Origin of the sequence: Streptomyces marokkonensis (assembly GCF_008312835.1) — a bacterium.
GTDB classification, from domain to species: domain Bacteria; phylum Actinomycetota; class Actinomycetes; order Streptomycetales; family Streptomycetaceae; genus Streptomyces; species Streptomyces marokkonensis_A.
Window position 1 is genome coordinate 351,660 of the sequence record NZ_VSKS01000002.1, and the last position, 25,866, is coordinate 377,525.

The window sequence follows — 25,866 nt, forward strand, 5'->3', positions numbered from 1 at the left end:
CGACGGCATGAGCCAGCCCGTTGACAGTGCCGTCAGCGCCGTCCGTACGTACATCGAGCAGCACCGTGTCGCCTTCCTCGGCGACCTCACCGAGTGGCTGCGCATCCCGTCCGTCTCGGCCCAGCCCGACCACGCGCCCGACGTGCGCCGCAGCGCCGACTGGCTCGCCGCGAAACTCAAGGAGACCGGCTTCCCCACCGCCGAGGTCTGGCACACCCCCGGCGCCCCGGCCGTCTACGCCGAGTGGCCCTCCGCCGACCCCGAGGCGCCCACCGTGCTGGTCTACGGCCACCACGACGTCCAGCCCGCCGCCCGCGAGGACGGCTGGGACAGCGAGCCCTTCGAACCCGTCGTCCGCGACAACCGCCTCTACGCCCGCGGCGCGGCCGACGACAAGGGCCAGGTCTTCTTCCACACCCTCGGCGTCCGCGCCCACCTCGCCGCCACCGGCCGCACCACCCCGGCCGTCCACCTGAAGCTGCTGATCGAGGGCGAGGAGGAATCCGGGTCCCCGCACTTCCGCGAGCTCGTCGAACGGCACGCGGACCGGCTCACCGCCGACGCCGTCATCGTGTCCGACACCGGCATGTGGTCCGAGGACACCCCCACCGTGTGCACCGGCATGCGCGGCCTCGCCGAGTGCGAGATCCGGCTGTACGGCCCCGACCAGGACATCCACTCCGGCTCCTTCGGCGGCGCGGTGCCCAACCCGGCCACCGCCGCCGCCCGCCTGGTGGCCGCCCTGCACGACGAGCACGCGCGCGTGGCGATCCCCGGTTTCTACGACGGTGTCGTCGAGCTCACCGACCGGGAACGCGAACTTTTCGCCGAGCTGCCCTTCGACGAGGCACAGTGGCTGCGCACCGCCGCGTCGCACGGCACCCGGGGCGAGGCCGGATACAGCACCCTGGAGCGCGTCTGGGCGCGCCCCACCGCCGAGGTCAACGGCATCGGCGGCGGCTACCAGGGCCCCGGCAGCAAGACGATCATCCCCTCCTCCGCCATGGTGAAGCTGTCCTTCCGGCTGGTCGCCGGCCAGGACCCGGAGCACGTGGCGAAGGCGGTCCGCGACTGGGTGCCCGGACAGGTCCCCGACGGCATCCGCCACGAACTCGTCTTCAGCCCCGCGACCCGTCCCTGCCTGACGCCCCTGGACCACCCGGCCCTGCAGTGCCTGGTCCGGGCGATGGGCCGCGCCTTCGACCGACCCGTCCTGTTCACGCGCGAGGGAGGCTCCGGCCCGGCCGCCGACCTCCAGGACGTCCTCGGCGCACCGGTCCTCTTCCTCGGCATCTCCGTCCCGTCCGACGGCTGGCACGCCCCCAACGAGAAGATCGACCTGGACCTGCTCCTCAAGGGCGTCGAGACCAGCGCGCACCTGTGGGGCGACCTCGCCGAGCACTGGCAGCACGCCCCCTGACCGCCCCACGCCGTCCGGACCCGACGCCCGCGCGGGGCACACTGGAAGGACCCGCCGCGCTCCGCCGGGTCCGGTCCCTCCCGCCGCATGTCCCGCCGAACCGCCCGCCGACCCAATCCGTTCCACCGGGGGAGTTGGAAGCACCCGTGACCACCTGGACCGACCACACCGCCGACCGCCCCATCTCGCTCACCGCCCCGAGCGGCATCGACCGCGCCGCCCACCACCGGCTCGACGAGGCATGGCTCGCGGCGGCATGGAGCCACCCCTCGACCCGCTGCTTCGTGGTCTCCGGCGGCCAGGTCCTCATCGACGAGACGGCGGACGGGCGTACCGAACTCGTCATGACCCCGTCCTTCGAGGCCCCGCTCACCGAGGCACACCGCTACTTCCTGGGGACCGACGAGGACGGCGTCAGCTACTTCGCCCTCCAGAAGGACTCCCTGCCCGGCCGCATGGACGACTCCGCCCGCCCGGCGGGCCTGCGCGAGGCGGGGCTGCTCCTGTCACCGCGCGAGGCGGGTCTGATGGTGCACGCGGTCGCCCTGGAGAACTGGCAGCGGCTGCACCGCTTCTGCTCCCGCTGCGGCGAGCGCACCGTCATCGCCGCCGCCGGCCACATCCGCCGCTGCCCCGCCTGCGGCGCGGAGCACTACCCGCGCACCGACCCCGCGGTGATCATGGCCGTCGTCGACGAGCGGGACCGCATCCTGCTCGGCCGCCAGGTCCACTGGCCCGAGGGCCGCTTCTCGACGCTGGCCGGATTCGTCGAGCCCGGCGAGTCCATCGAGCAGTCGGTGCGCCGCGAGGTCCACGAGGAGGTCGGCATCGGCGTCGGCGAGGTCGAGTACATCGCCAGCCAGCCCTGGCCCTTCCCGTCCAGCCTCATGCTGGGCTTCGTCGCCCGCGCCACCTCCACCGAGATCGACGTCGACGGCGACGAGATCCACGAGGCCCGCTGGTTCTCCCGCGACGAGCTCGGCGCCGCCTTCGAGTCCGGCGAGGTGCTGCCGCCCTACGGCATCTCGATCGCGGCCCGCCTGATCGAGCGCTGGTACGGCAAGGAGCTGCCGACCCGCAGCGTCTTCTGACCCGGCGCCCGCACGGCACGAAAGAGCGGGGTGGCGGTCCCTCCGACAGGGACCGGCCACCCCGCTCCGGGGTACCGCTCAGACGCCGACCTTCTGCTTCACCTGCGCCAGCGACGGGTTGGTGAGCGTCGAGCCGTCGGCGAAGAGGACGGTCGGAACCGTCTGGTTCCCGCCGTTCGCCTTCTCCACGAACGCGGCGGACTCGGGGTCCTGCTCGATGTTGATCTCGGTGTACGCGATGCCCTCACGGTCCATCTGGCTCTTCAGCCGGCGGCAGTAGCCGCACCACGTGGTGCTGTACATCGTCACAGTGCCCTGCATGCCTCTCGCGCTCCTTCGTCGGCTCGGGGAAGTCCTCGTCGTGGGGGAACGTACTTTAAAGCGCCATCATTCCCGAGGGCGGTGCCGCCGCGGTCCGATGTGATGCCTGCCGCATCAGTACGACTGCGAGGCCGTCCCTGTGGACAACGTGCTCACCCGTCTCCGGCGACCTGGCAGCATGGCCGTGTGACAGCAGCAACGCACTCCACCCTCTTCCCGCGGGTACCGGACTCGGCCGACGCGGTGCTCGAAGGGCTCGACCCCGAGCAGCGGGCCGTGGCCACCGCCCTGCACGGACCGGTGTGCGTGCTGGCGGGCGCCGGTACGGGCAAGACCCGGGCGATCACCCACCGGATCGCCTACGGGGTGCGCGCCGGGATCCTCCAGCCCTCCAGCGTGCTCGCCGTCACCTTCACCAACCGGGCCGCCGGGGAGATGCGCGGCCGGCTGCGCCAGCTCGGTGCCGTCGGGGTCCAGGCCCGCACCTTCCACTCCGCGGCGCTGCGCCAGCTCCAGTACTTCTGGCCGAAAGCGATCGGTGGCTCCCTGCCCCGGCTCGTCGACCGCAAGGTCCAGCTCGTCGCCGACGCGGCCGCGGCCTGCCGGATCCGGCTCGACCGGGGAGAGCTGCGGGACGTCACGGCCGAGATCGAGTGGTCCAAGGTCACCCAGACCGTCCCGGCGGACTACGCGGCCGCCGCCGCCAAGGCCGGCCGGGAGACCCCCCGAGACCCCGCCGAGGTCGCCCAGCTCTACTCCGCCTACGAGGACCTCAAGCGGGAGCGTGCCGTCATCGACTTCGAGGACGTGCTGCTGCTGACGGTCGCCGTCCTCCAGGACCGGCACGACATCGCCGAGCAGGTCCGCGCCCAGTACCAGCACTTCGTCGTCGACGAGTACCAGGACGTCAGCCCGCTCCAGCAGCGCCTGCTGGAGCTGTGGCTCGGTGACCGGGAGAACCTGTGCGTGGTCGGTGACGCCAGCCAGACCATCTACTCGTTCACGGGAGCAACCCCCGACCATCTGCTCGACTTCCGCATCCGCCACCCCGGAGCCACCGTCGTCAAGCTGGTCCGCGACTACCGTTCGACCCCCCAGGTCGTCCGTCTGGCGAACGGGCTGCTCGCCCAGGCCCGCGGCCGCGCCGCCGATCACCGGCTGGAACTGATCTCGCAGCGGGCCGCGGGCACCGAGCCGGTCTTCGCCGAGTACACCGACGAGCCCGCCGAGGCCGAGGGCGCCGCGCGCCGCATCCGTGAGCTGATCGACGCGGGGGTCCCGGCGAGCGAGATCGCCGTCCTGTTCCGCACGAACTCGCAGTCCGAGACCTACGAGCAGGCCCTCGCCGACGCCGGGGTGCCCTACCAGCTGCGGGGGGCCGAACGGTTCTTCGACCGCCCCGAGGTGCGCAAGGCGATCGTCGCCCTGCGTGCCGCGGCCCGCTTCGGCGGCAACGACGCGCTCCTCGACGACGCCCCCGACCTGCCCTCGCAGGTCCGCGCCGTGCTCTCCGGCGAGGGCTGGACGGCTCAGCCGCCGGCCGGCTCGGGCACGGTCCGGGAGCGCTGGGAGTCGCTGGCCGCCCTGGTGCATCTCGCCCAGGACTTCGCCGCCGCCCGGGGCGGCGCCACGCTCGCCGACCTCGTGGCCGAACTGGACGAGCGGGCCGGCGCGCAGCACGCCCCGACCGTGCAGGGCGTCACGCTCGCCTCGCTGCACTCGGCCAAGGGCCTGGAGTGGGACGTCGTCTTCCTGGTCGGCGTCGCCGAGGGCATGATGCCGATCACCTACGCAAAGACGGACGAGCAGATCGAGGAGGAGCGCCGCCTCCTCTATGTCGGTGTCACGCGCGCGCGTGCGCGCCTCCATCTCTCCTGGGCGCTCTCCCGCTCGCCCGGCGGCCGGCCGAACCGCCGCCCCAGCCGTTTCCTCACCGGACTGCGCCCCGGTTCGGCCTCCGCGGGCCGCGGCGGTGCGGGGGGAAGGGGAAGTGTGGAGCGCGGCTCCTCCGCCGCGGTACCGGCCCCGGCCGCGCCCACCCCGAGACGCGGCCGGCGCAGCCCCGCCCGCTGCCGGGTGTGCGGCCGCACGCTCACCGACGCGGGCGAGATGAAGCTGATGCGCTGCGAGGACTGCCCCTCCGACATGGACGAGGGTCTGTACGAGCGGCTCCGGGAGTGGCGCGCCGACCAGGCGCGGCGCAGCGGACAGCCGGCCTTCTGCGTCTTCACCGACAAGACACTGATCGCCATCGCGGAGACGGTCCCCGACGACGAGCACGGTCTCGCCCGCATCCCCGGGGTGGGGATGCGCAAACTGGGCCGCTACGGGGCCGATGTTCTGGCCATCTGCGCGGGCCGTGACGTTGCCGGTGAGCAAGATCCGGACTGATGCGAACTCGTCGGAAAAATAGTTTGCGCATGCCCCGGCAATCCCCATAGGTTCTTAGGCACGGGGACGGCGGCCTTCTCGAAGGCCGCGATTCCGTGTTGTACTTGCATATCCGCGGACTGGCTCACCCCAGTCCCCCGAGACGCCGAGAGGAGGCGAGTCCAGTGATCAGCATCAACACCAGCTCCGTCGTCAAACTGACCGATCGCTCGGCCGTCTCCCTGTGCATTCTCGGCGCCTCGAACCAGGGCACCGGTCTGTCCGGCAGCCGTGCCGCACGCCTGGTGTCCTCCCTTGCTCCCGCGGCTCCTGCCGTCCGTGAGCGGGATGAGCGACCGACCAAGGCACGGGAAGCAGTAGTGGCACAGGCGCAGGCCTATGCCTTTGCCGCGGCCGGTGCCGGATTCCGGAAGCAGACGACGCAGCACCACCTGATGTGGGCCTTCCGTGGGCCAGAACCCTGGAGCGATCCAGCCTGATGCGATCAGGCCGGCGCCTTCAGGGCCGCGGAACCCCACCCGGGATCCGCGGCCCTTCTGTTTTCCCCGAACGGGGAGGCAGAGCGAAGCGCCTCGGGACAAGAAAAGAACCCGGTACCAGCCGCCACTCGGCCAACCGGCCGGAAACGACCAGACGAGGAAGACGAACCGTGCAACTCGAAGCGCACGCCCCGTCCGTACCGCCTTCCGACACGATCCCCAAGTCCGGCTCCACGGAGGACCCGACCTTGACTCCGCTCACCGCGCTGACCGCGCTCGACGACGCCATCGAGAACCTCGGCGTGCCCGTCCCGTGCCGCTCCTACGACCCGGAGGTCTTCTTCGCCGAGTCGCCCGCGGACGTCGAGTACGCCAAGTCCCTCTGCCGCACCTGCCCGCTGGTCGAGGCCTGCCTCGCCGGCGCCAAGGAGCGGCGTGAGCCCTGGGGCGTCTGGGGTGGCGAGCTGTTCGTCCAGGGAGTTGTCGTCGCCCGGAAGCGGCCGCGTGGCCGCCCGCGCAAGAACCCGGTCACGGCATGAACACCCCAGGAACGATCGACCGCCCCCTCACGCACGACCCCCAGAAGCAGGCCCCGATGATGCCGTCCACCCACGAGCCCGCAGGCTCCGCGACCGAAGACTTCACCACCAGTGGTGCGAACGACTCGCGCCAGAACAGGACCCGAGAAATGCAACTCATCCCAGAAGCCCTGGCTCGTGCGCAAATGCGCGAGCGACTGCACGAGGCGCAACGGGAGCGCCAGGCCGCGCGCCTGGTGACCGCGCGCCGGATGCAGCGCCGGGCCGAGCGCGCCTCCCGGCGCGCCCGCCGCGCGCTCGCCATGGCGGTCATGCAGTAACCGATCCCAGCTGAAGCGGCGCCCTCCCACAGCCGGGGGCCCAGCTCTTCCCGCGGGGGCCGGTCCGTGCGAACGGACCGGCCCCCGCGGTGCGTTGTGCCGGACGGGCGGTCCGGAACGGGGTTATCGTCGCCGGGTGACGAGTCATTCCGGTGGCGGTGACGACGACGGCCCCGAGGCGGAGCCGGAGCGGCTGGTGTGTGCCCGCTGCGGCGCCCGCGCCGAGGACCCGCAGCCGACCTGGACCTATTCCGTGGAGAACGGCGCGCCGCGGTACTACTGCGAGCAGTGCTCCCGCGACCATCTGCGGGCGATCGAGGGACGCCTGGACCCGCAGTGGTGGTAGTGGCGCTGCCGGTTCACGCCTGCGCGGCCGGCTCCTCCTCCACCGGATCCTCCGGGAGGAACGCCGGCAGCCATTCCTCCAGTTCCTCCCGCAGCCGCACCGTCGCCCCCAGCTGACAGAGCACGCCGATCGTGCTCAGGGTCACCCGGTGGATCAGGAGATAGGCCGGGGGCAGGTTGAGCTGCTTGGCCAGCTGGTAGGCGGGGGAGCGGGGATCGGCGATCCGGCCCGCCTGACTCCGCATCCAGCCGCGGGTGAAGGTGAACTCCTCCGCCCGCGCCGGCTCGATGATCGGCAGGAGGTAGTCGAGTACGGCGTCGGGGTCCAGCTCTATGGACTCCTTGACGAAGCCCTCCGTGCAGAGCATCTCGTAGACGGCCTCCGCCTCGCCGTCCAGCGTCATGCGCAGGGCCTCGCCGATGGGCTCGGGCAGGCCGCCGGGGAGCCGGTCGACGGTGCCGAAGTCCAGCACCCCGAGGCGCCAGTCGTCCTCGCCCTCCGGACCGCCGGGCAGCAGTCGGAAGTTGCCCGGATGCGGGTCGGCGTGCAGCAGACCGGTGCGGGCGGGGCCGGAGAACAGGAAGCGCGACAGCAGCTGGCCGGCCCGGTCGCGCTGTGCCTCGGTGCCGTCCGAGATGATCTCCGACAGCGGAATGCCGTCCATCCACTCGGTGACCAGCACCTGCTCGCACTGGTGCACCACGTCCGGTACGACGACGTCGGGATCGCCGTCGAACTCCTCGGCGTGGGCCCGCTGGGCCTGGGCCTCCAGGCCGTAGTCCAGCTCTTCCGAGACACGGTCCTTGAGCTCGGTGATCAGCGGCTTGACGTCCATGCCGGGAATGAGCGGACCCAGCAGACGGGCGAAGCGGCTCAGCTGGTTCAGATCGGACAGCAGGGCCTCGCCGGCCCCCGGGTACTGCACCTTGACCGCGACCTCGCGGCCGTCGTGCCACACCGCCCGGTGCACCTGGCCGATCGAGGCCGCCGCGGAGGGCTTGTCCTCGAACTCCAGGAACAGCCCCTGCCAGTCCTCGCCCAGCCGCTCCCGAAGCACCGTGTGGACGGTACGGGTCGGCATCGGCGGGGCCGCCTCCTGGAGCTTGGTCAGCGCCGCGCGATAGGGACCGGCGACCTCCTCCGGAAGGGCCGACTCGAAGACCGACAGGGCCTGGCCGAACTTCATCGCGCCGCCCTTGAGCTCGCCGAGCACCTTGAAGAGCTGCTCGGCGGTGCGCTGCTGAAGCTCGCGGCCGACGATCTCCGCGGACTCGCCCACGATCCGCTTGCCGAGTCCCCAGGTCGCCCGCCCGGCGAAGCCGAGCGGGAGTGCGGCCAGCTTGGCGGTCCGGGTGACCGCCTTCCGGGGAAGATCAGACATGCGCCCTCCAAGTACCTGCCGGCCGCTCCGTGTCCGCCTGTCGGCGCAACGCCTCCGACGGCCCCTGCACAGCCATTGTGTCGTGCGACCCCCCGACCCCGGGGGTGTGTTCTCCCTTACCTTTCTCCCGGGCCCGTCCCGCGTCCTGCTCCGCGGGGCTTCCGGCAGCCCCGCACGGGCAGGCCGGATGAGGCCACACGGGCCGCGCATGCCAGTGCAGACCGGGAACGGACACCTCCCAGCGCGCGCCGGCGGTGGACGGGACCCGGCCGTCCAGGAAAGCGAGCGCGTGGGCGGCCGCCAGTCCCGCCACCGCCGTGGCCAGTGTCAGATCGCATGCTCCCACTCTGCGCTGCCGGCCGGAGCGCCACTGGGCGACGAGTCGCGGCCAGGTCGGGTCCCGGTCGACGCGGTCCTGCTGGAGACAGCCGGCACAGCCCGTCCCGCCCGGCAGGACGAGCGGACCGACGACGCCGGTTCCCTCCACCACCCCCACGTAGAGATGGGGTGTACCGGAGGACAAAAGGGTTGCGGCTGCCGACGGGTCGGGCGCGTGCACGGCGACGTCGTCCCGCGGGGCGAGGACCACCAGGGAGAAACCGGGGCCGGACTCGTCGAGGGGCGACCGGGCGGTCCGGCGCCGGGGTCCGTCCGGCGCGGCCCGCCGCACCACGCGGCGGGCCGCCTCGTCCCGGCGGTCGCCGACGGCCTCGGCTGGCAGTCCGCCCGGGGCGACGTCCCACGGCTCGACCCGGCCGACGTCACGCACCTCAACCTCGCCCACCCCGGCTCCGGACAGCAGCGCCGCGAGCAGCCCGCCCACCCGGCCCGCGCCTCTCACCTGCACCCGCATGCTGCGACGCGCCGCCAGCCGGCGGAGCGGCTCGCCCGGTTCGGACGTGGTGAGGGCGAGGGACGCCAGGTCCGCGCGGAGCCGGTCCAGGACCCCGGTTCTCTCGCGCAGGGCGTCCGCGTCCGGTCCGCCGCCCCGTGAGTCGTCCAGGAGCCCGGCCCGCGACAGCCGTCGCACGAGCCGGTCGACATGGCCCTCGGGCAGATCCATGCGCCGTCCCTCCTCGCGCAGGAGGCCGAGGCCGCGGGTGCCGTCGAGCAGTTCGAGGAAGCTGCCCGTGGCCGTGTCCACCGGGCCCAGCGTCAGCGCGTGCGCCGGCGTCATCCCGAACTGCACGGTGTTGAGATCGCGCCACCCGCGCCTGAGCGCGGGCTTGACCATCGGATGCATGACAGGCCCCCGTATGTGATGGATCGTCCCCGTGGGTGGCCGAGCCCGTTCGCGGCTCGGCCGACGCATGCCAGCATGCCGGTACGTGCCGGAGGCCGCCGAAAGTTGTCCACAGACGCCGGGATTCATCGTACAAATCCGGCGCCCGGTGGTGGGATCGCCACGGAACCGCGCCCGGAGTCAAGACTTCCCTGTGTGCAACGGGTAACGTCGGGGCGTGCCCGCCGACCCACTGCACCGCGCCGGAACGTCACAGCGCAGCACGAGCCAGCCGACGAACGGCTCACGGGCGAGCGCGATCGAGGTCCGCAGGAGCGCCCGTCGACGCAGAACGGTCTCCGCGTACCGCGAGGGCGATCGCACCGTCGTGCTCATCCCCGCCCGGATGTCCGAGGCGGAGGAGCAGCGCTGGGTGAACGTCATGCTCGACAAGCTGGCCGCCCAGGAGAGCAGGCGTGCTCTCGGGGACACGGAGCTGGCCGAACGCGCCCGGCGGCTGTCGGGCCAGTACTTCGACGGGCGGGCCAGGCCCGCCTCCGTGCGCTGGGTGACCAACCAGAACACGCGCTGGGGCTCGTGCACCCCGTCCGAGGGCAGCATCCGTCTCTCGCACCGGCTGCAGGGCATGCCCGACTACGTTGTCGACTACGTCCTCTGCCATGAGCTGGCGCATCTGCTGGTGCCCGGGCACGGGCCCCGCTTCTGGCGGCTGCTGGAGGCCTACCCCAGGACGGAGCGCGCCCGTGGCTACCTCGAGGGCGTGGTGGCGGCCGAGCGGCTGCCGCACGTGCCGGGTGCGCGCGATGAGTGAGAACCGCCCGAGGTGAGCGCACGGTAGGCCCCCGTACGCGTTGTGTACCGGGTCTGTACCGACTTCATCCGGTGTCGGCGTTTGCCGTTAGCCTGGCGCGACGCACTCGCATTCGGGATGGGGGACGGTCGTACGCATGGCCAGGGAATTCCAACGCGGCCACAAGGCCAGGATCAGTGACCTCACCGCGGGCACGGATCTGTACGTAGGTGTGCAGATCTCCGGCCCGGGGCTGAACTTCGACATCAGCTGCTTCGGTCTCGACGCCGAGGAACGGCTCTCGGACGACCGGTACTTCATCTTCTACAACCAGCCGAAGTCCCCCGAGGAGTCCATTCAGCTGCTGGGTGCCCAGGCCGGGGACACGGAGTCCTTCCGCGTGACGCTGGACCGGATCCCGCAGCAGATCAGGAAGCTGTCCTTCACGGCGGCGCTCGACGGCGCCGGGCAGATGTCGCAGGTCGGTCCCGGATACATCCGTATCGTCGCGGGCGGCGAGGAAGTGGCCCGGTACCCCTTCAGCGGCTCGGAGTTCTCCACCGAGCGGGCCGTGATGCTCGGTGACTTCTACTTCAAGGACGTGTGGCGGTTCGCCGCCGTCGGACAGGGGTTCGACGGCGGGCTCGACGCACTGCTGCGGAACTTCGGCGGTGAGGTGGCCGAGGAAGAGCCGGCCGCCCCGCAGCCGCAGCCGGGCGGGGCCGCGCCCGGTTTCGCCCCGCCCGCCCAGGCCGCCGCGCCGCCCGCGTTCGGTGCCCCCGGCGGCGGTTCCGCGCCCGCCCCGGCCCATGCTCCCGCCCCGGCCCCCGCGCCCCAGCCCGCCGCACAGGGCTTCGCGCCGCCCCCCGGCGCCACCCCGACCCCGGCCCCCGCGCCCCCGGTGCACTCCGCACCGACCATCGTCGCGCCCATGAGCACGCCGCCCGGCGGCTTCCCGGTCCCGCCTCCGGCACCGGCCCCCGCGTCGTACGGCCAGCCCGGCCAGCAGCCGCCGTACGGCCAGCCCGCCCCGCCGCCCCCGGGCTACGGTCAGCCGCAGGCGCCGCAGGCACCCGCCCCGCCGCCCGGCTACGGCCGGCCCACGCCCCCTCCCGGGTACGGACAGCAGCCCCCGCCCGGACAGGTGCCGCACCAGCAGGCTCCCTACGGTGCTCCCCAGGGCGTTCCCCAGGGCGCGCCGCAGAGCCCCGGCGTGCTCGGCGCGCTCCAGCAGTTCAAGGAGACGCCCACCGGGCAGCGCTGGACCCAGCAGAACAAGAAGCTCGTCCGCGCCGACCTCGGCATCGGCGGGCAGGCCGTGCTGGCCAGGCAGGGCAGCATGGTGCTCTACCAGGGCAAGGTCGACTTCAGCTACAAGGGCGCCGGGTTCTCCGGCCGTGTCGTGGGCAACGCCACCGGCCAGGAGATGCAGCTGATGCGCTGCACCGGCCAGGGCCAGGTGTTCTTCGCCGAGAACTCCACGATGCTGCACCCGATCGAGCTCCAGGGCGACGCCGTGTGCGTCTCCGCGGAGAACGTCCTCGCCTTCGACGAGACCCTCCAGTACGAGGTCCGCCGCATCGAGGGGCACGGCATCCCCGGCGGCGCGCTGTTCACGATGCAGTTCCAGGGGACCGGCACGATCGTCGTGAAGACCCACGGCACGCCCGTGGTGCTGCCGGTCACGCCCACCACCTTCGCCGACTGCAACGCCGTGGTCGCCTGGTCGGCCGCCTCGCAGGTGGTCGTCTCCAGCCAGGTGCGGATGCGCCGCAACTCCTACCCCGGCGACACCGGGGAGAGCGTCAACCTGCAGTTCCGGGGCGCACCAGGCAACTTCATCGTCGTCCAGCCGTACGAGATCTGAAGGGAGCCCGTCATGAACCAGCCACTCGCGGGCTACGCCCCCGCCCCCGTCACCGCCCGCATGGAGAATCACGGCAACCACATGCTGAAGGTCGCCATGCAGACCGGGAACGACCTCCTCGCGCGCGTGGGCTCGATGGTCGCCTACGAGGGATTCGTCCAGTACGAGCCCAATCCGCCGGCCGTCCGCCAGATCGCCAAGGACTGGCTCACCGGTGAGGGCGCGCCCCTGATGAAGTGCTCCGGTGACGGCCTGCTCTACCTGGCCGACTACGGCGCCAACGTCGTCGTGATCAACCTGGGCGGCGACGGCATCTCCGTCAACGCCACCAACCTGCTCGCCTTCGACGCCCATCTGACGTGGGGCGTGGAGCGGGTCAAGGGCCTGGCGAAGTTCGCCGGACAGGGCCTGTGGAACACCAAGATCTCCGGCCAGGGCTGGGTCGCGCTGACCTCGCGCGGCAAGCCGATCGTCGTCGACTGCGGTGGCGGCGACGACGAGACGTACGTCGACCCGGACGCCCTGGTCGCCTGGTCCCCGAACCTCAAGGTGAAGGGCAAGCGCAGCTTCCGCGCCCAGTCGCTGATCGGCCGCGGCAGCGGCGAGGCCTACCAGATGGCCTTCTCCGGTCAGGGGATCGTCGTCGTCCAGCCCAGTGAGGACAGCACCGACCGTCTCCGGGTCCGGGGCTGAGGGGGAGCAACCACACCATGCAGAGCCCGCTTTTCGCCTTCAACGACCAGCAGACCCAGGAACGCTGGAGCCTGCAGAACCAGCAGATGCTCCGGGTCGCCCTGGAGGGTCACGACGACGTCCTCGCCCGCAAGGGCACGATGGTCGCCTACCAGGGGCTCGTCGAGTTCGACGCCGAGTTCCAGAGCAACAGCCAGGCCCGCTCGCGGGCGCACACCGGTGAGGGACTCGACCTGATGCGCTGCCACGGGCAGGGCACCGTCTACCTCGCCAACCTCGCCCAGCGCATCCACATCATGGAGGTGGAGCAGGACGGGCTGACGGTCGACAGCAGCTACGTGCTCGCGATGGACTCCTCGCTGCACCACGAGGTCATCGCCGTCGACAGCCTGTACGGCATCTCCGGCTCCGGGAAGTACCAGCTCAACATCAGCGGCCGGGGCAAGGTCGCCCTGATGACCTCCGGCATGCCGCTGCTGATGCAGGTGACGCCGGACAAGTACGTCAACTGCGACGCCGACGCGATCGTCGCCTGGTCCACCTCACTGCGGGTGCAGATGCAGGCGCAGACCCACTCCTCCGGGGTGTGGCGGCGCCGCGGCAGCACCGGTGAGGGCTGGGAGCTCAGCTTCATGGGCAGCGGCTTCGCGCTCGTCCAGCCCAGCGAGCTGCTGCCGCCGCAGAACGCCCAGGTCGGCTCGGGGCTCGCCGCGCAGTACGGCATGGGGCAGCAGGGTGCCCGCGGCCAGAACCAGGGGAACGTCTGGAGCTGACCCGGCCGCGGCGGGACAGGGGCGAGGGGTGACCACCACGGCGGTCACCCCTCGCCTGTGCCGTCAGACGCCCAGTCTCGCCCGGGTCGCCTCGACCAGGCGTACGACCGACTCGTCGGCCACCTCCACGACCTCGCCGTAGGGGAACCAGCGCAGGTCCAGGGACTCGTCACTGATCGCGTGCGCGGCGTCCGGCGCGGCCACGGCCGCGTACTGGACGTCGAAGTGGCAGTGGCAGGGCGGCGGGATCGCATGCCGGTCCAGTCGCACCGGACCGCCCGCGAGGAGCGTCAGGCCCGGGATGCCGGACTCCTCCGTCGCCTCCCGCAGGGCCGCCGCGGCGAGCGAGGCGTCGCCGGGCTCGCAGTGGCCGCCCATCTGGAGCCACATGCGCAGCTTCCCGTGCAGGGTCAGCAGGACCCGGCCGCGCTCGGGGTCGATCACCAGGGCGCTCGCCGTGACATGCCCGGCGTGGCAGGCCTTCCACATGCCGTCCGGATGGGCGGCGAGATGGTCCAGATAGTCCTGGCGCAGCTCCCGCTGGCCCTCGTACCCCTTGAGCACGAGGACCGCGTCGTCGTACAGGCTCACTCGGTGCCGTCGCCCTTGTTCTCGCCCTCGCCCTCGTCCTTCTTCCTGAGGTCGGGCTTGTCGGCGGCCTCGCCGAGCATCTTGTCCAGCTCGGAGAAGTCGATCTGCTCCCGGTGCACGAAACCGTCCGGGTCGTCCAGGTCGGTGGCCGTCGGCAGCATGTCCGGGTGCGCCCACAGGGCGTCCCGGCCGTCGACTCCGCGCGCGTCGGTGAGCGAGGCCCACAGGCGCGAGGCGTCGCGCAGCCGGCGCGGACGCAGCTCCAGGCCGATCAGCGTGGCGAACGTCTGCTCCGCCGGGCCACCCGAGGCGCGACGCCGGCGCAGCGTCTCGCGGAGCGCGTCGGCCGACGACAGCCGGGGCTTGGCCGCCGCGTGCACCACCGCGTCCACCCAGCCCTCGACGAGGGCCAGCGCCGTCTCCAGACGGGCCAGGGCCGCCTTCTGCTCCGGCGTGTCCTCCGGCTGGAACATGCCCTGCTGAAGGGCCTCCTGCAGCTGCTCGGGGTTCTGCGGGTCGAACTGGCCGACGACGTCCTCCAGCTTGCCGGTGTCGACCTTGATCCCGCGCGCGTAGCCGTCGACCGCGCCGAAGAGGTGCGAGCGCAGCCACGGCACGTGCGCGAACAGGCGCTGGTGGGCGGCCTCGCGCAGGGCGAGGTACAGCCGCACCTCGTCCTGCGGCACGCCCAGGTCCTTGCCGAAGGTCTCGATGTTGAGCGGCAGCAGCGCGGCGCGGCGCGCCGGGCCCAGCGGCAGGCCGATGTCGGACGAACCGACGACCTCACCGGCGAGCACGCCGACGGCCTGCCCGATCTGCGTGCCGAACATGGCGCCGCCCATGGAGCGCATCATGCCGATCAGCGGGCCGGCCATGGCCTGCATCTCCTCCGGCAGGACGTCGCCCATCGCGTTCCCGACGCGCTCGGCGACCGGGTCGACCAGCTCCCGCCACGCCGGAAGGGTGGCCTCGACCCACTCCGCGCGGCTCCAGGCCACGGCGGAGTTGGCGCCCGACGGCAGCGACGTGGCGTCGTCCAGCCACAGGTCGGCCAGGCGGACGGCTTCCTCCACGGCCCTGCGGTCGGCGGGGCCGACGCTCGCGTCCTTGGACCCCTCCGCGGTGCCCTGGGAGACCGTCTGCCGGGCGATCTGCTTGGCCATGTCCCAGTTCACCGGCCCGCCCTCGTAGGAGAGCATCTGGCCGAGCTGCTGGAACGCGGCGCCCAGGTCGTTGGGGTTCAGCGACCCGAACATCGCGGCGAACGGATTGTCCGCGCCCGGGCCGCCAAAGCCTCCGGCTCCGGGCGTGCCGAATCCGAACGGGTTGGCCGGGCCCTGACCACCGCCGCTCTGCGGGTCCTTCTTCTTGCCCTCGTCGCCGTCGTCCGGCTCCTCCGGCGGAAGGCCGAATCCGAATGGGGTGTCACTCACGGGATTCCTCGGCTTGTAAGGCCACCGGTTCTTTCCGGCGGCACGGCTGCCCGACAACACCACCCAGCGTAGACACCTGAAGCCGTTCGGGCCTCGGTGCTTCGCCGACAGGAGGCCTGCGGCAGGATGGATGCCACCTGGTACGCACGCGTCGGTCGCGCTCGTACTGAAGACAACCGCTGGAGACGCCCGGTGAGTTCCCCAGATCCGCAGGTTCGCGCAGCGCGAAACAACTCAGCCCACCCGTCACCCGACCACCACCCCTCGACGACGGCGCCGCGCGCCGACAGGACGACTGCGGCGCGCGGGCCCGTCGTAGCCGTCACCGGAGCCGCGTCCGGCGTAGGGGCGCTGCTCACCGAGCGGCTCGCCGCCTCGGAGGAGATCAAGCAGGTCATCGCCATCGACGAGCGGCGCGGCGAGTGCGCCGAGGCGCGGTGGCACATCCTGGACGTACGGGATCCGGCCATCGCGGAGAAGCTCCGGGGGGCGGACGCGGTCGTCCATCTGGCGCTCGACCTCGATCTGGAGACCGACGGCGCCGCCCGGACGGCCTACAACGTACGCGGCACGCAGACCGTGCTGACGGCCGCGGCGGCCGCCGGGGTGCACCGGGTGGTGCTGTGCACCTCGACGATGGTCTACGGGGCGCTGCCGGACAACGAGCTGCCGCTGTCCGAGGACGCCGAACTGCGCGCCACGGCGGAGGCCACGGGCGTCGGCGACCTCCTGGAGATCGAGCGGCTGGCGCGCCGGGCACCGCGCGCCCACCCCGGCCTCAACGTCACCGTCGTCCGCCCCGCCGTGCTGGTGGGAGGCACCGACACGGCGCTGACCAGGTACTTCGAGTCGCCCCGGCTGCTCGTGGTGGCCGGATCGCGGCCCGCGTGGCAGTTCTGCCACGTCGACGACCTGTGCAGCGCCCTGGAGTACGCCGTGCTGGAGAAGGTCGACGGCGAGCTGGCCGTCGGCTGCGACGGATGGCTGGAGCAGGAGGAGGTCGAGGAGCTCAGCGGGATCCGGCGGATGGAGCTGCCGTCGGCGGTCGCGCTCGGCGCGGCGGCCCGGCTGCACCGGATCGGGCTCACCCCGTCCCCGGCCGGGGACCTGGCGTACACGATGTACCCCTGGGTGGTGAGCGGGAGCCGGCTGCACGATGCCGGGTGGCGGCCCGCGCACACCAACGAGGAAGTGCTCGCGGAGCTGCTGGAGGAGGTGTCCGGCAGGCACACGGTCGCCGGCCGGCGGCTGGGGCGCAAGGACGCGACGGCGGCGGGTGCCGCGGGCGCGACGGTGGCCCTGCTGGGCGCGGCGGCGGTGGTACGACGGGCGCGGAAGGCCCGGCGCCGGATCTGACCGCCCCGAGGGGCGGGACGCGTGAGCCGTCTCCTGCAGGAGGGTCCGAACCGGCACGCGCGCGTTCCGGTCGATGCCCCTGTTCCGCCTCGTCGCCGGGGTGGGGCACGATGGGGGCATGGCACCCACGCACGGTCATCCCGGTGAGCAGGCCGCACAGGACCCGATCAAGCTGATCGCGATCCGCGACACGCCGCTGTCGGTGGACGAGGTCCTCCGCGCGGTCGGGGACGACGCCGCCGGCGGGACGGCGCTGTTCGTGGGGACCGTCCGCAACCACGACGGGGGCGCCGACGTCGACACGCTCGGCTATTCGTGCCACCCCAGCGCCGAGGACGAGATGCGGCGGATCGCCGAGAAGGTCGCCGCCGAATACCCCGTACGGGCGCTCGCCGCCGTCCACCGTGTGGGGGACCTCGGGGTCGGCGACCTCGCCGTGGTCGTCGGCGTGTCGTGTCCGCACCGGGGAGAGGCCTTCGAGGCCTGCCGGAAGCTGATCGACGACCTCAAGCACGAGGTGCCCATCTGGAAGCACCAGAGCTTCTCGGACGGGACAGAGGAATGGGTCGGCGCGTAGCGCCGTCGTTGGGGGGTGGTGGTCGGGCGACGGGAGGGCGGGTCGGCGCGTAGCGCCGTCTTCGGGGGCGGTGGTCGGGCGACGGGGCCTGGCAGGGCACCCGGGCCCTCCTGTCGGCAGGCCCGGACCTCCGGTTGCGTAACACCACCCCTGAGGTGAGCGTTGTCACTGCGGATGGTTAATCTGCTGATCAGTCAGTTGCGGACGCTCATGGGGTTGGGAGGTCGGCATGGCGGCGCTCGCCTGGTTGCTGATTCCGCTTGTGGCCGCGATCGGAGCGGGACTGTGGGGCAGTTGGGCCAACCGGACCCGCAGGGTGCGGAGCGACGGCCCCGAGGTCATCGGATACGCCCGCTTCCGTGAGGCCATGGAAAGGCCGCGCTCGGACCGCTCGAGGACCTGAGACCGCGGGTCCCGGCGCGGCGCGCGGGCAGGGCCGCCCGTCCGGGCGGCCCTGACGGTGCGCCGACAGGCCCGTCCCGTACTGTCGAGGCATGCCACGCCGCACCGCGACGATGCTCGCCTCCACCCTGATGCTGATCGCGCTCCTGTGCGCGGGAGTCTTCATCCCCGTGCCCTATTCGGAGATGTCGCCGGGGCCGACGGTGAACACGCTGGGCGAGCACGACGGCGAGCCGGTGCTCCAGATCGACGGGCGCAAGACCTACGCGACGGACGGTCACCTCAACATGACCACGGTGCGGGTCACCAGTGCCGACTACCGGATGAACCTGGTGGAGGCCGTCTACGGGTGGCTCGCGCACGACAACAAGGTCGTGCCGCACGACACCCTCTACCCCAACGGCAAGACGGAGGAGCAGTCCACCCAGGAGAACGCCGAGGAGTTCAGCCAGTCCCAGGAGAGCGCCAAGGTCGCGGCCCTGAAGGAACTCGACGTCCCGGTGAAGTCCTGGGTGATCGTCTCCACGGTCGTCAAGGGGTCCCCGTCCGAGGGCAAGCTGCACGCGGGTGACGTGATCAAGGCCGTCGACGGCAGGGCGGTGAAGGAGCCGGCCGACGTCGCCGAACTGGTGACCGAGCACAGGCCCGGCGAGGACGTCGTCTTCACGGTCGTGCCCGCCAAGGAGCAGGCCGCCGCCGAGAAGGAGAAGCGGACGGCGACGAAGACCGAGAAGGTCACGATCACCACCGCGGCCTCCGACGACGCCGGCGAGAAGCGGGCCATCGTCGGGATCTCCGCCGGGACGGACCACACCTTCCCGTTCAGCATCGACATCCGGCTCGCCGACGTGGGCGGGCCGAGCGCGGGTCTGATGTTCGCCCTCGGCATCTACGACAAGCTCACCCCGGGCAGCCTGACCGGCGGCGCGTTCGTCGCCGGAACCGGGACGATAGACGACAACGGCAAGGTGGGACCGATCGGCGGCATCGAGATGAAGACGGTCGGCGCGCGCGGCAAGGGCGCCGAGTACTTCCTCACGCCCGCCGACAACTGCGCGTCCGCCGCCAGGGACGTCCCCGAGGGTCTCACCCTGGTGAAGGTGAACACCATCGACGACGCCCTGGGCGCCCTGGAGGACATCCGCTCCGGTGACACGGCCGACCTGCCGAAGTGCACCGCGTCCTGACCGGCCCTCGGCGCAGGCCCGGACCGGCCGCCCGCGGCCGCTACTCCTCGAACGTCGCCGCCAGCGCCTGAGCCAGGCCCGGCACCAGGCCGGAACCGGTGAGGACCTCCGTGGGGGAGTCCTTGTCGCGCAGCCGCAGGGCGGACTCGCGGGCGCCGTCGCGCAGCACCGCGACCGTCATACGGACCTCCTGACGCTCCGGGTGCTCCGCCACCCACTTGGTCAGCGCGGCCTCGTCCAGATTCTTCGGGACCTGCGCCTCGGCGGACGGCGGCAGCATCAGCCGCTCCACGGTCAGCGCGCAGCCGGCGACCGCGTCGGGCCAGGCGATGGTGCCCAGGAACTCGTCCAGCGGCTTGCCCGTTGGAATCTCGTCCTGCTCGATCGGGGTGTAGGCGGTGGTCTCCTGCTCGCCGTCCTGACCGAGCCGGCCCGCGAGCGAGGGCTGCTCGGCCCGCAGCCGGGCGGTGTCCACGAGGGCGAACAGTCGGGCGGGCCGGTCCCAGCCGAGTCCGGAGGCGTACTCGTCGATCTCGAGCACGGCCCGGGTGAGCGGGTTGGCGGCCATGGGTGTGTTGGACATGGTCACAATCCTCTCTCGTTCCTGGCCGGAAACGGGAACCGAGTAAAGCGTAGGTAAGTTGCATAGGTGTGGGCCCACGATCACGGGGGCCCACTCACGGTCCGTGAAACCGCGGGCCTGACGAATCAACAGCGAACTTCGAGGTGCCTACCTTGGCTTTCCAGATGCCGGACCGCGGCGGAGGCCCGACGGGGCCACGGATCAGAGTGGGCCGCCCGTCCCGGCGGGTCCGGACCCTGCTCATGACACTGGGCGTCCTGGCCGTCCTCGGCATGGTGTTCACCATGTTCGCGGGGTTCTGGACCGACTGGCTGTGGTATCGCTCGGTCAACTACTCGTCGGTCTTCACGACGACCCTGTGGACCAAGATCGGGCTGTTCTTCGTCTTCGGTCTGCTCATGGCCCTGGCGGTCGGCTTCAACATCTGGCTGGCACACCGGATGCGGCCGCCGCTGAGCGCCATGTCGATGGAGCAGCAGAACCTCGACCGGTACCGGATGGGCATCGCCCCGTACAAGAAGTGGCTGCTGCTCGGCATCACCGCTCTGGTGGGCCTGATCGCCGGCGCCTCGGCGTCGGGCCAGTGGCGGACCTGGCTGATGTGGGTCAACGGCGTGTCCTTCGGCCAGAAGGACCCGCAGTTCAAGCTCGACGTCTCCTTCTACGCCTTCGACCTGCCCTGGTACCGGTTCCTGCTGGGCTTCGGCTTCGCCGCCACGATCCTGGCGCTGATCGCCGCCGCGCTCACCCACTACCTGTACGGCGGGCTGCGCATCACCAGCCCGGGCGCGCGCGCCACGGCCGCGGCCACCGGGCACCTGTCGGTGCTCCTCGGGATCTTCGTCGCCCTGAAGGCGGTCGCGTACTGGCTCGACCGGTACGGCCTCGCCGTCAAGTCCAGCGACTTCAAGGCGACCGACAGCTGGACGGGCCTGAGGTACGTCGACGCCAACGCCTACCTGCCGGCCAAGACGATCCTGTTCTGCATCGCCGTGATCTGCGCGCTGCTGTTCTTCGCCACCCTGTGGCGGCGCACCTGGCAGCTGCCCGTGATCGGCTTCGGCCTGATGGTCCTGTCGGCGATCCTCATCGGCGGCCTCTACCCGGCGATCGTGCAGAAGTTCCAGGTCCAGCCGAACGAGCAGGCCAAGGAAGCGCCGTACGTCGAGAAGAACCTCAAGGCCACGCGTGAGGCCTACGGCATCGACGACGCCGACGTCACCGACTACCCGGGCATCGGCCAGACGGAGGACAAGACCCAGCTGCGGGACGACGTCACCGACACGGCGAGCATCCGGATCATGGACCCGAACATCGTCTCGCCGACGTTCCAGCAGCTCCAGCAGATCAGGAACTACTACGCGTTCCCGACCAACCTGGACGTCGACCGGTACACCAAGGACGGCAAGGACCAGGACACGGTCATCGGTCTGCGCGAGCTGAACCTCAACGGCATCCCGAAGCGGAACTGGATCAACGATCACTTCCGCTACACCCACGGATACGGTGTCGTCGCCGCGAAGGGCACCAGCGTGGCGTCCGGCGGCCGTCCGGAGTTCACCGAGTCCGACCTGCCGTCCAAGGGCGACCTCGGCTCGTACGAACAGCGCGTCTACTACGGCGAGCGGACGACCACGTACTCGATCGTCGGCGGTCCCCAGAAGGAGATCGACTACTCCGACGACAGTGGCGAGAAGACGTACAGCTACCAGGGCGACAGCGGGGTCAACCTCGCCAACCCGGTCAACCGGGCCGCCTACGCGGTCGCGTTCAGCGAGCCGCAGATCCTGTACTCGGGGGCCATCGGCGAGGGTTCGCGGATCCTGTACAACCGCACGCCCAAGGAGCGAGTCGAGGCGATCGCCCCGTGGCTGACCATCGACGGCGACGCCTACCCCGCGGTCGTGGACGGCCGGATCCAGTGGATCGTCGACGCCTACACGACCACCAACGGCTATCCGTACGCGTCGCGGACGACGCTCGGTGACACCACGGCCGACTCGCTGACCGCCACCAACGACCAGCGCGCGGTGGTGGCCCAGCAGAACCAGGTCAACTACATCCGCAACTCGGTGAAGGCGACCGTCGACGCGTACAGCGGCGAGGTCAAGCTCTACCAGTGGGACACCAAGGACCCCGTCCTCAAGACGTGGATGAAGGCGTTCCCGGACACGGTGGAGCCGAGGAGCGAGATCTCGGGCGACCTGATGGCCCATCTGCGCTACCCGCAGGACCTGTTCAAGGTGCAGCGCGAGCTGCTGACCCGCTACCACGTGAAGGACGCCACGACGTTCCTCTCGGGCAGCGAGGTGTGGCAGGTGCCGGACGACCCGACGAACAAGACGGGCGACGCGGTGCCTCCGTACTACCTGAGCATGAAGATGCCCGACCAGCAGGAGCAGGCCTTCTCGCTCACCACGACGTTCACCCCGAACGGACGCGACAACCTCAGCGCGTTCATGGCGGTCGACGCCGAGGCGGGCAGTGACGACTACGGCAAGATCAGAGTGCTGAAACTGCCGACGAGCACCACCGCCGCCGGACCCAAGCAGATCCAGAGCCAGTTCAACTCCGAACAGGACATCGCCGAGTCCATCAGGCTGCTGAGAGGCGGCGACTCGGAGGTCGAGTACGGCAACCTCCTGGCCGTCCCGCTCGACGGAGGACTGCTCTACGTGGAGCCGGTCTACGTACGCGGTGGCGGACTGAAGTACCCGCTGCTGCGGAAGGTGCTGGTGACCTACGGAGGCCAGACCGCGTTCGAGGACACCCTCGAAGAGGCCCTGGACAAGGTCTTCGGCGGGGAGGGCACGCCCGTCGAGCCGCCACCGGGCGAGGACGAGGGAACGGGTGAGGACGAGGGCACCGAGCCACCGCCCACGTCCGACAACCCCACGGTCCAGGAGGCTCTGAACGACGCCCAGAAGGCCTTCGAGGCCGGCCAGGAAGCCCTGAAGAACAACGACTGGGAGGCCTACGGCAAGGCGCAGAAGGACCTGGAGGACGCACTCCGCAAGGCCGAGGAGGCGCAGTCGGCCGAAGGGGGTGGCGGCGCCGGCGGCGGGGAGAGCAGTCCCGGTCCCGACGCGAGCCCGAGCAGTTAGCGAGCAGGCTGGTCAGAAGCCCACCCCGCGCCGTGCTACGGTTGGAACACAACGGCGCGGGGTGGAGCAGCTCGGTAGCTCGCTGGGCTCATAACCCAGAGGTCGCAGGTTCAAATCCTGTCCCCGCTACTGACGTCGCGCAGTCAGCGACCACAAAGGCCCGGATTCCTCACGGAATCCGGGCCTTTGTGATGTGCGAACGCATCTACCCGGGTGAGCGACGGCCGTGCCGCCGACGGGAGTTGGGCGATGTGTGTTTGACTTGTCTCTCTGTGGGCATGTCGACAAAACGCTGTAGTGACCTCACTGACTGCGGTATACCAGGTGTACCCAGGTTGCAGGTGGTGCGACGATGGATGTTATGGGGGACAAGTCAACTCTGTATGAGACAGGGCGTTTTGTGCAGTCCTCCCGCCGCGGGGAACCTCGCGACCAGGCGGGGGAAGCCGCCGACGATGCGGCGGAGGAGCTCCGCCGACGGCTCGCCGCCGAGGCCGGCGACATCGAGGCGATGAGCGTCCTCGGCGCCATGCTGCTGCGCCGCGGTGATCTCGACGGAGCCGAACCCCATCTGCGTGCCGCCACCGCCGCGGGCGACCGCGCCGCCGCCAACAACCTGGGCGTCCTGCTGCACCAGCGGGGCTACGCCGACGAGGCCGCCGGATGGTGGCGGATCGCCGCCGTCGCCGGCTCCACCGCGGCGGCCCACGCGCTCGGCCGTCACCACCGCGAGCGCGGCGACGAGCCCGCCGCCGAGTACTGGCTGCGCCAGTCCGCCGAGCAGGGCCACGCCCTCGGCGCCTACGCCCTCGCCGACCTGCTGGAACACCGTGGGGACACGGACCGGGCCGAGCGCTGGATGCGGGCCGCCGCCGAGCGGGGGCACCGCGAGGCGGCGTACCGGCTGGCCCGCTCGCTGGACCGCGGGGCCGCCCGGGAATCCGACGACGACGCCGCCAAGGCGCTCGAGGAGGCCGAGCAGTGGTACCGGCAGGCCGCCGCGCGCGGGCACCGCCGGGCCGCGCTGCACCTCGGGGCGATCCTGGAGAAACGCGGCGAGCTCAAGGAGGCCGGCCGCTGGTACCTGACGTCCGCCAAGGACGGAGAGGCCCGGGCCGCGTGCGCCCTCGGCTTCCTGCTGCGCGACGCCGGCGACACCGAGAACGCCGCCGTGTGGTGGCTGCGGGCCGCGCAGGACGGCGACGGCAACGCCGCGAACGCGCTGGGCGCGCTGCACGCCGAGCGGGGCGAGACGCAGACCGCCGAGCGCTGGTACCGGGCCGCGATGGACGCCGGCGACATCAACGGCGCCTACAACCTCGGGCTGCTCTGCGCCGACCAGGGCCGCACGGGCCCGGCCGAGCAGTGGTACCGCCGGGCCGCCTACGCCGGTCACCGCGAGGCGGCGAACGCGCTGGCGATCCTGCTGCTGCGGGCCGGGGACGAGACCGGTGCGGAGCCCTGGTTCTCCAAGGCCGCGGAGGCCGGCAGCGTGGACGCCGCCTTCAACCTCGGCATCCTGCACGCCGGCCGGGGCGAGGACGACGCCGCGCTGCGCTGGTACGAGCGGGCGGCGGCGGCCGGGCACACCGAGGCGGCGCTCCAGGTCGGGATGGCGCGGCTGCGCGACGGCGAGGAGGGCGAGGCGGAGCGCTTCCTGCGGTGCGCGGCGGGCGGCGGGAGCGCGGAGGCCGCGTACCGGCTGGCGACGGTGCTGGACGCCCGCAGGCCGCCGGAGCCCGCGCACGAGCTGGGGGAACCGGTGAACCGGCGCAGCGAGTGCGAGGAGTGGTACGAGCGGGCGGCCTCCCAGGGGCACCGGCGGGCGCAGGTGCGGGTCGGCATGCTCGCGGCGGCCCGGGGGGACGTCGTCGAGGCGGCGCGGTGGTACCGGGAGGCCGCGGAGGCCGGGTCGCGGAACGGGGCGTTCAACCTGGGGCTGCTGCTGGCGCGCGAGGGGAGCGAGCCCGAGGCCGCGGTGTGGTGGACGCGGGCCGCGGACGCCGGGCACGGGCGGGCGGCGTTGCGGCTCGCGCTGGTGTACGCGCGGCGGGGGGAGCTCGCGGAGGGGCAGCGGTGGGCCGACCGGGCGGCGGCGCTGGGGCCGGCGGCGGTGACGGAGCGGGCCACGCGGCTGCGGGACGCGCTGCGCGAGGAGCTGTCGGCGTGACCCCGCGCCGGGCCGGCCGGGGCGCGTCGCCCGGCCCGGCGTCGCGGAGCCCGAGCGGCCCGCGGTGAAAGGATTTGCTTCCTTCGCGAGTCTTGACGTAACGTTGCGTTCATCGCCGCGGGGTGGAGCAGCTCGGTAGCTCGCTGGGCTCATAACCCAGAGGTCGCAGGTTCAAATCCTGTCCCCGCTACTGAAACCGAGGGCCGGAATCCGAAAGGGTTCCGGCCCTCGGTGTTTCCCGGCCCGGGAGCGGGCCCGGCGGCGCCGGGGCCCCGGAGCCGGGTCGTGCCGCCTAGGCCGCCGCGCAGTTCGGGCAGACGCCGCGGTAGGTCACTTCCACGTCGGAGACCGAGAAGCCGAAGCGCTCCGTGTCGGGGAGGTCGGCCAGCGGGTTCCCGGTCGGGTGGACGTCGCGGATCGCCCCGCACCGCGCGCACACCAGGTGGTGGTGCGGGCGGTGGGCGTTGGGGTCGTAGCGCTTGGCCCGCTTGTCCGTGGCGACCTCGAGCACCTCGCCGAGCGAGACCAGCTCGCCCAGGGTGTTGTAGACGGTCGCCCGGGAGATCTCGGGCAGTTTGGCGACAGCTCTGGCGTGCACCTCGTCGGCCGTCAGGTGGACGTGTTCGCCGTCGAGGACCTCGGCCACGACACGGCGCTGCGCGGTCATCCGCCATCCACGTCCGCGGAGCCGTTCCAAAAGGTCACTCATAGGCACCAGCCTAACAGCAGGGGGGACCAGGTCCCGAACGGGTGTGACTTTGGAGCTTTACTTGACTTAGACATTGTCCATTGTAGGATCGAGCTCGGCT

At 71.7% G+C, this 25,866-nt stretch carries 23 protein-coding genes and 2 tRNA genes; 18 read left to right on the forward strand and 7 right to left on the reverse strand.

Annotated elements, in window-relative coordinates; genetic code table 11:
• Positions 1 to 7: 7 nt before the first annotated feature.
• Both F1615_RS04365 and nudC read left to right on the forward strand, forming a co-directional pair.
• Positions 8 to 1,420, forward strand: a complete 1,413-nt coding sequence (locus F1615_RS04365; RefSeq protein ID WP_149547524.1) for a dipeptidase — start codon at positions 8 to 10, stop codon at positions 1,418 to 1,420.
• A 146-nt stretch (positions 1,421 to 1,566) separates the two neighbouring features.
• Positions 1,567 to 2,511: an NAD(+) diphosphatase gene (gene nudC / locus F1615_RS04370; RefSeq protein ID WP_149547525.1), complete on the forward strand. Its 945-nt coding sequence runs from the start codon at positions 1,567 to 1,569 to the stop codon at positions 2,509 to 2,511.
• 78 nt (positions 2,512 to 2,589) lie between these two features.
• On the opposite strand, the gene F1615_RS04375 is transcribed toward nudC, so the two are convergent.
• Positions 2,590 to 2,832: a mycoredoxin gene (locus tag F1615_RS04375; protein WP_149547526.1), complete on the reverse strand. Its 243-nt coding sequence runs from the start codon at positions 2,830 to 2,832 to the stop codon at positions 2,590 to 2,592.
• A gap of 102 nt (positions 2,833 to 2,934) precedes the next feature.
• Between F1615_RS04375 and F1615_RS04380 the strand changes: the two genes are divergently transcribed.
• From F1615_RS04380 to F1615_RS04400, 5 genes are all read left to right on the forward strand, one after another.
• Positions 2,935 to 5,223, forward strand: coding sequence for an ATP-dependent DNA helicase UvrD2 (locus F1615_RS04380; RefSeq protein WP_149547527.1), 2,289 nt, complete (start codon positions 2,935 to 2,937; stop codon positions 5,221 to 5,223).
• Positions 5,224 to 5,387: 164 nt separating this feature from the next.
• Positions 5,388 to 5,702, forward strand: coding sequence for a hypothetical protein (locus F1615_RS04385; RefSeq protein WP_149547528.1), 315 nt, complete (start codon positions 5,388 to 5,390; stop codon positions 5,700 to 5,702).
• Positions 5,703 to 5,872: 170 nt separating this feature from the next.
• Positions 5,873 to 6,241 carry a WhiB family transcriptional regulator gene (locus tag F1615_RS04390; protein ID WP_037937846.1) on the forward strand — a complete coding sequence of 123 codons (369 nt, stop codon included), beginning with the start codon at positions 5,873 to 5,875 and terminating at the stop codon, positions 6,239 to 6,241.
• Positions 6,238 to 6,561: a hypothetical protein gene (locus tag F1615_RS04395; protein WP_149547529.1), complete on the forward strand. Its 324-nt coding sequence runs from the start codon at positions 6,238 to 6,240 to the stop codon at positions 6,559 to 6,561. Before F1615_RS04390 ends, F1615_RS04395 begins: the two co-directional genes overlap by 4 nt.
• A 136-nt stretch (positions 6,562 to 6,697) precedes the next feature.
• Positions 6,698 to 6,907, forward strand: a complete 210-nt coding sequence (locus tag F1615_RS04400; protein WP_149547530.1) for a hypothetical protein — start codon at positions 6,698 to 6,700, stop codon at positions 6,905 to 6,907.
• 13 nt (positions 6,908 to 6,920) lie between these two features.
• Here F1615_RS04400 and F1615_RS04405 read toward each other — a convergent pair whose 3' ends face one another.
• On the reverse strand, positions 6,921 to 8,288 hold the full coding sequence (locus F1615_RS04405) for an ABC1 kinase family protein (RefSeq protein ID WP_149547531.1): 1,368 nt from the start codon (positions 8,286 to 8,288) through the stop codon (positions 6,921 to 6,923).
• Positions 8,281 to 9,531 carry a TOMM precursor leader peptide-binding protein gene (locus tag F1615_RS04410; protein WP_149547532.1) on the reverse strand — a complete coding sequence of 417 codons (1,251 nt, stop codon included), beginning with the start codon at positions 9,529 to 9,531 and terminating at the stop codon, positions 8,281 to 8,283. Before F1615_RS04410 ends, F1615_RS04405 begins: the two co-directional genes overlap by 8 nt.
• Before the next feature lie 217 nt (positions 9,532 to 9,748).
• On the opposite strand from F1615_RS04410, the gene F1615_RS04415 reads away from it, so the two are divergent.
• From F1615_RS04415 to F1615_RS04430, 4 genes are all read left to right on the forward strand, one after another.
• Complete coding sequence (locus F1615_RS04415) at positions 9,749 to 10,342, forward strand: M48 family metallopeptidase (protein ID WP_149547533.1); 594 nt, start codon at positions 9,749 to 9,751, stop codon at positions 10,340 to 10,342.
• A 136-nt stretch (positions 10,343 to 10,478) separates the two neighbouring features.
• The gene (locus tag F1615_RS04420; RefSeq protein ID WP_149547534.1) at positions 10,479 to 12,188 is read left to right on the forward strand and encodes a TerD family protein; all 1,710 of its coding nucleotides are present in this window, start codon (positions 10,479 to 10,481) and stop codon (positions 12,186 to 12,188) included.
• A 12-nt stretch (positions 12,189 to 12,200) separates the two neighbouring features.
• Positions 12,201 to 12,881 carry an AIM24 family protein gene (locus tag F1615_RS04425; RefSeq protein WP_149547535.1) on the forward strand — a complete coding sequence of 227 codons (681 nt, stop codon included), beginning with the start codon at positions 12,201 to 12,203 and terminating at the stop codon, positions 12,879 to 12,881.
• Positions 12,882 to 12,898: 17 nt separating this feature from the next.
• Positions 12,899 to 13,654, forward strand: a complete 756-nt coding sequence (locus F1615_RS04430) for an AIM24 family protein (protein ID WP_149547536.1) — start codon at positions 12,899 to 12,901, stop codon at positions 13,652 to 13,654.
• A gap of 63 nt (positions 13,655 to 13,717) precedes the next feature.
• Here F1615_RS04430 and F1615_RS04435 read toward each other — a convergent pair whose 3' ends face one another.
• Positions 13,718 to 14,245, reverse strand: coding sequence for an NUDIX hydrolase (locus F1615_RS04435; protein ID WP_149547537.1), 528 nt, complete (start codon positions 14,243 to 14,245; stop codon positions 13,718 to 13,720).
• The gene (locus F1615_RS04440) at positions 14,242 to 15,678 is read right to left on the reverse strand and encodes a zinc-dependent metalloprotease (RefSeq protein ID WP_149547538.1); all 1,437 of its coding nucleotides are present in this window, start codon (positions 15,676 to 15,678) and stop codon (positions 14,242 to 14,244) included. Before F1615_RS04440 ends, F1615_RS04435 begins: the two co-directional genes overlap by 4 nt.
• Positions 15,679 to 15,870: 192 nt before the next feature.
• Between F1615_RS04440 and F1615_RS04445 the strand changes: the two genes are divergently transcribed.
• The 3 genes from F1615_RS04445 (at position 15,871) to F1615_RS04455 (ending at position 19,200) form a co-directional block, all read left to right on the forward strand.
• Entirely contained in the window at positions 15,871 to 17,034 is a 1,164-nt protein-coding gene (locus F1615_RS04445) for an SDR family oxidoreductase (RefSeq protein WP_149547539.1), read from the forward strand.
• 118 nt (positions 17,035 to 17,152) lie between these two features.
• Positions 17,153 to 17,611 carry a molybdenum cofactor biosynthesis protein MoaE gene (locus F1615_RS04450; RefSeq protein ID WP_149547540.1) on the forward strand — a complete coding sequence of 153 codons (459 nt, stop codon included), beginning with the start codon at positions 17,153 to 17,155 and terminating at the stop codon, positions 17,609 to 17,611.
• A gap of 494 nt (positions 17,612 to 18,105) precedes the next feature.
• On the forward strand, positions 18,106 to 19,200 hold the full coding sequence (locus F1615_RS04455; protein ID WP_149547541.1) for a YlbL family protein: 1,095 nt from the start codon (positions 18,106 to 18,108) through the stop codon (positions 19,198 to 19,200).
• 40 nt (positions 19,201 to 19,240) lie between these two features.
• Here the strand turns inward: F1615_RS04455 and F1615_RS04460 are convergent, their stop codons facing one another.
• Positions 19,241 to 19,783, reverse strand: a complete 543-nt coding sequence (locus tag F1615_RS04460) for a PPA1309 family protein (RefSeq protein WP_149547542.1) — start codon at positions 19,781 to 19,783, stop codon at positions 19,241 to 19,243.
• 164 nt (positions 19,784 to 19,947) lie between these two features.
• Here F1615_RS04460 and F1615_RS04465 point away from each other — a divergent pair, with 164 nt between their 5' ends.
• From F1615_RS04465 to F1615_RS04480, 4 genes are all read left to right on the forward strand, one after another.
• The gene (locus F1615_RS04465) at positions 19,948 to 22,887 is read left to right on the forward strand and encodes a UPF0182 family protein (RefSeq protein WP_244328646.1); all 2,940 of its coding nucleotides are present in this window, start codon (positions 19,948 to 19,950) and stop codon (positions 22,885 to 22,887) included.
• 55 nt (positions 22,888 to 22,942) lie between these two features.
• Positions 22,943 to 23,016 (forward strand) — tRNA-Met (locus F1615_RS04470).
• A 223-nt stretch (positions 23,017 to 23,239) separates the two neighbouring features.
• Complete coding sequence (locus F1615_RS04475; RefSeq protein WP_208818245.1) at positions 23,240 to 25,057, forward strand: tetratricopeptide repeat protein; 1,818 nt, start codon at positions 23,240 to 23,242, stop codon at positions 25,055 to 25,057.
• A 116-nt stretch (positions 25,058 to 25,173) separates the two neighbouring features.
• Positions 25,174 to 25,247, forward strand: a tRNA-Met gene (locus F1615_RS04480).
• 102 nt (positions 25,248 to 25,349) lie between these two features.
• Here F1615_RS04480 and F1615_RS04485 read toward each other — a convergent pair.
• On the reverse strand, positions 25,350 to 25,766 hold the full coding sequence (locus F1615_RS04485) for a Fur family transcriptional regulator (protein ID WP_149547545.1): 417 nt from the start codon (positions 25,764 to 25,766) through the stop codon (positions 25,350 to 25,352).
• Positions 25,767 to 25,866: the final 100 nt, after the last annotated feature.

What these genes read in the sequence shown, in the direction of transcription:
- F1615_RS04380 (WP_149547527.1), top strand. Translation starts at nt 2,935, where the DNA reads ATGCCTGCCGCATCAGTACGACTGCGAGGCCGTCCCTGTGGACAACGT.
- F1615_RS04475 (WP_208818245.1), top strand. Translation starts at nt 23,240, where the DNA reads ATGGATGTTATGGGGGACAAGTCAACTCTGTATGAGACAGGGCGTTTT.
- F1615_RS04395 (WP_149547529.1), top strand. Translation starts at nt 6,238, where the DNA reads ATGAACACCCCAGGAACGATCGACCGCCCCCTCACGCACGACCCCCAG.
- F1615_RS04405 (WP_149547531.1), bottom strand. Translation starts at nt 8,288, where the DNA reads ATGTCTGATCTTCCCCGGAAGGCGGTCACCCGGACCGCCAAGCTGGCC.
- F1615_RS04375 (WP_149547526.1), bottom strand. Translation starts at nt 2,832, where the DNA reads ATGCAGGGCACTGTGACGATGTACAGCACCACGTGGTGCGGCTACTGC.
- F1615_RS04485 (WP_149547545.1), bottom strand. Translation starts at nt 25,766, where the DNA reads ATGAGTGACCTTTTGGAACGGCTCCGCGGACGTGGATGGCGGATGACC.
- F1615_RS04455 (WP_149547541.1), top strand. Translation starts at nt 18,106, where the DNA reads ATGCCACGCCGCACCGCGACGATGCTCGCCTCCACCCTGATGCTGATC.
- F1615_RS04365 (WP_149547524.1), top strand. Translation starts at nt 8, where the DNA reads ATGAGCCAGCCCGTTGACAGTGCCGTCAGCGCCGTCCGTACGTACATC.
- F1615_RS04450 (WP_149547540.1), top strand. Translation starts at nt 17,153, where the DNA reads ATGGCACCCACGCACGGTCATCCCGGTGAGCAGGCCGCACAGGACCCG.
- F1615_RS04465 (WP_244328646.1), top strand. Translation starts at nt 19,948, where the DNA reads ATGCCGGACCGCGGCGGAGGCCCGACGGGGCCACGGATCAGAGTGGGC.
- F1615_RS04460 (WP_149547542.1), bottom strand. Translation starts at nt 19,783, where the DNA reads ATGTCCAACACACCCATGGCCGCCAACCCGCTCACCCGGGCCGTGCTC.
- F1615_RS04430 (WP_149547536.1), top strand. Translation starts at nt 12,899, where the DNA reads ATGCAGAGCCCGCTTTTCGCCTTCAACGACCAGCAGACCCAGGAACGC.
- F1615_RS04420 (WP_149547534.1), top strand. Translation starts at nt 10,479, where the DNA reads ATGGCCAGGGAATTCCAACGCGGCCACAAGGCCAGGATCAGTGACCTC.
- F1615_RS04410 (WP_149547532.1), bottom strand. Translation starts at nt 9,531, where the DNA reads ATGCATCCGATGGTCAAGCCCGCGCTCAGGCGCGGGTGGCGCGATCTC.
- F1615_RS04425 (WP_149547535.1), top strand. Translation starts at nt 12,201, where the DNA reads ATGAACCAGCCACTCGCGGGCTACGCCCCCGCCCCCGTCACCGCCCGC.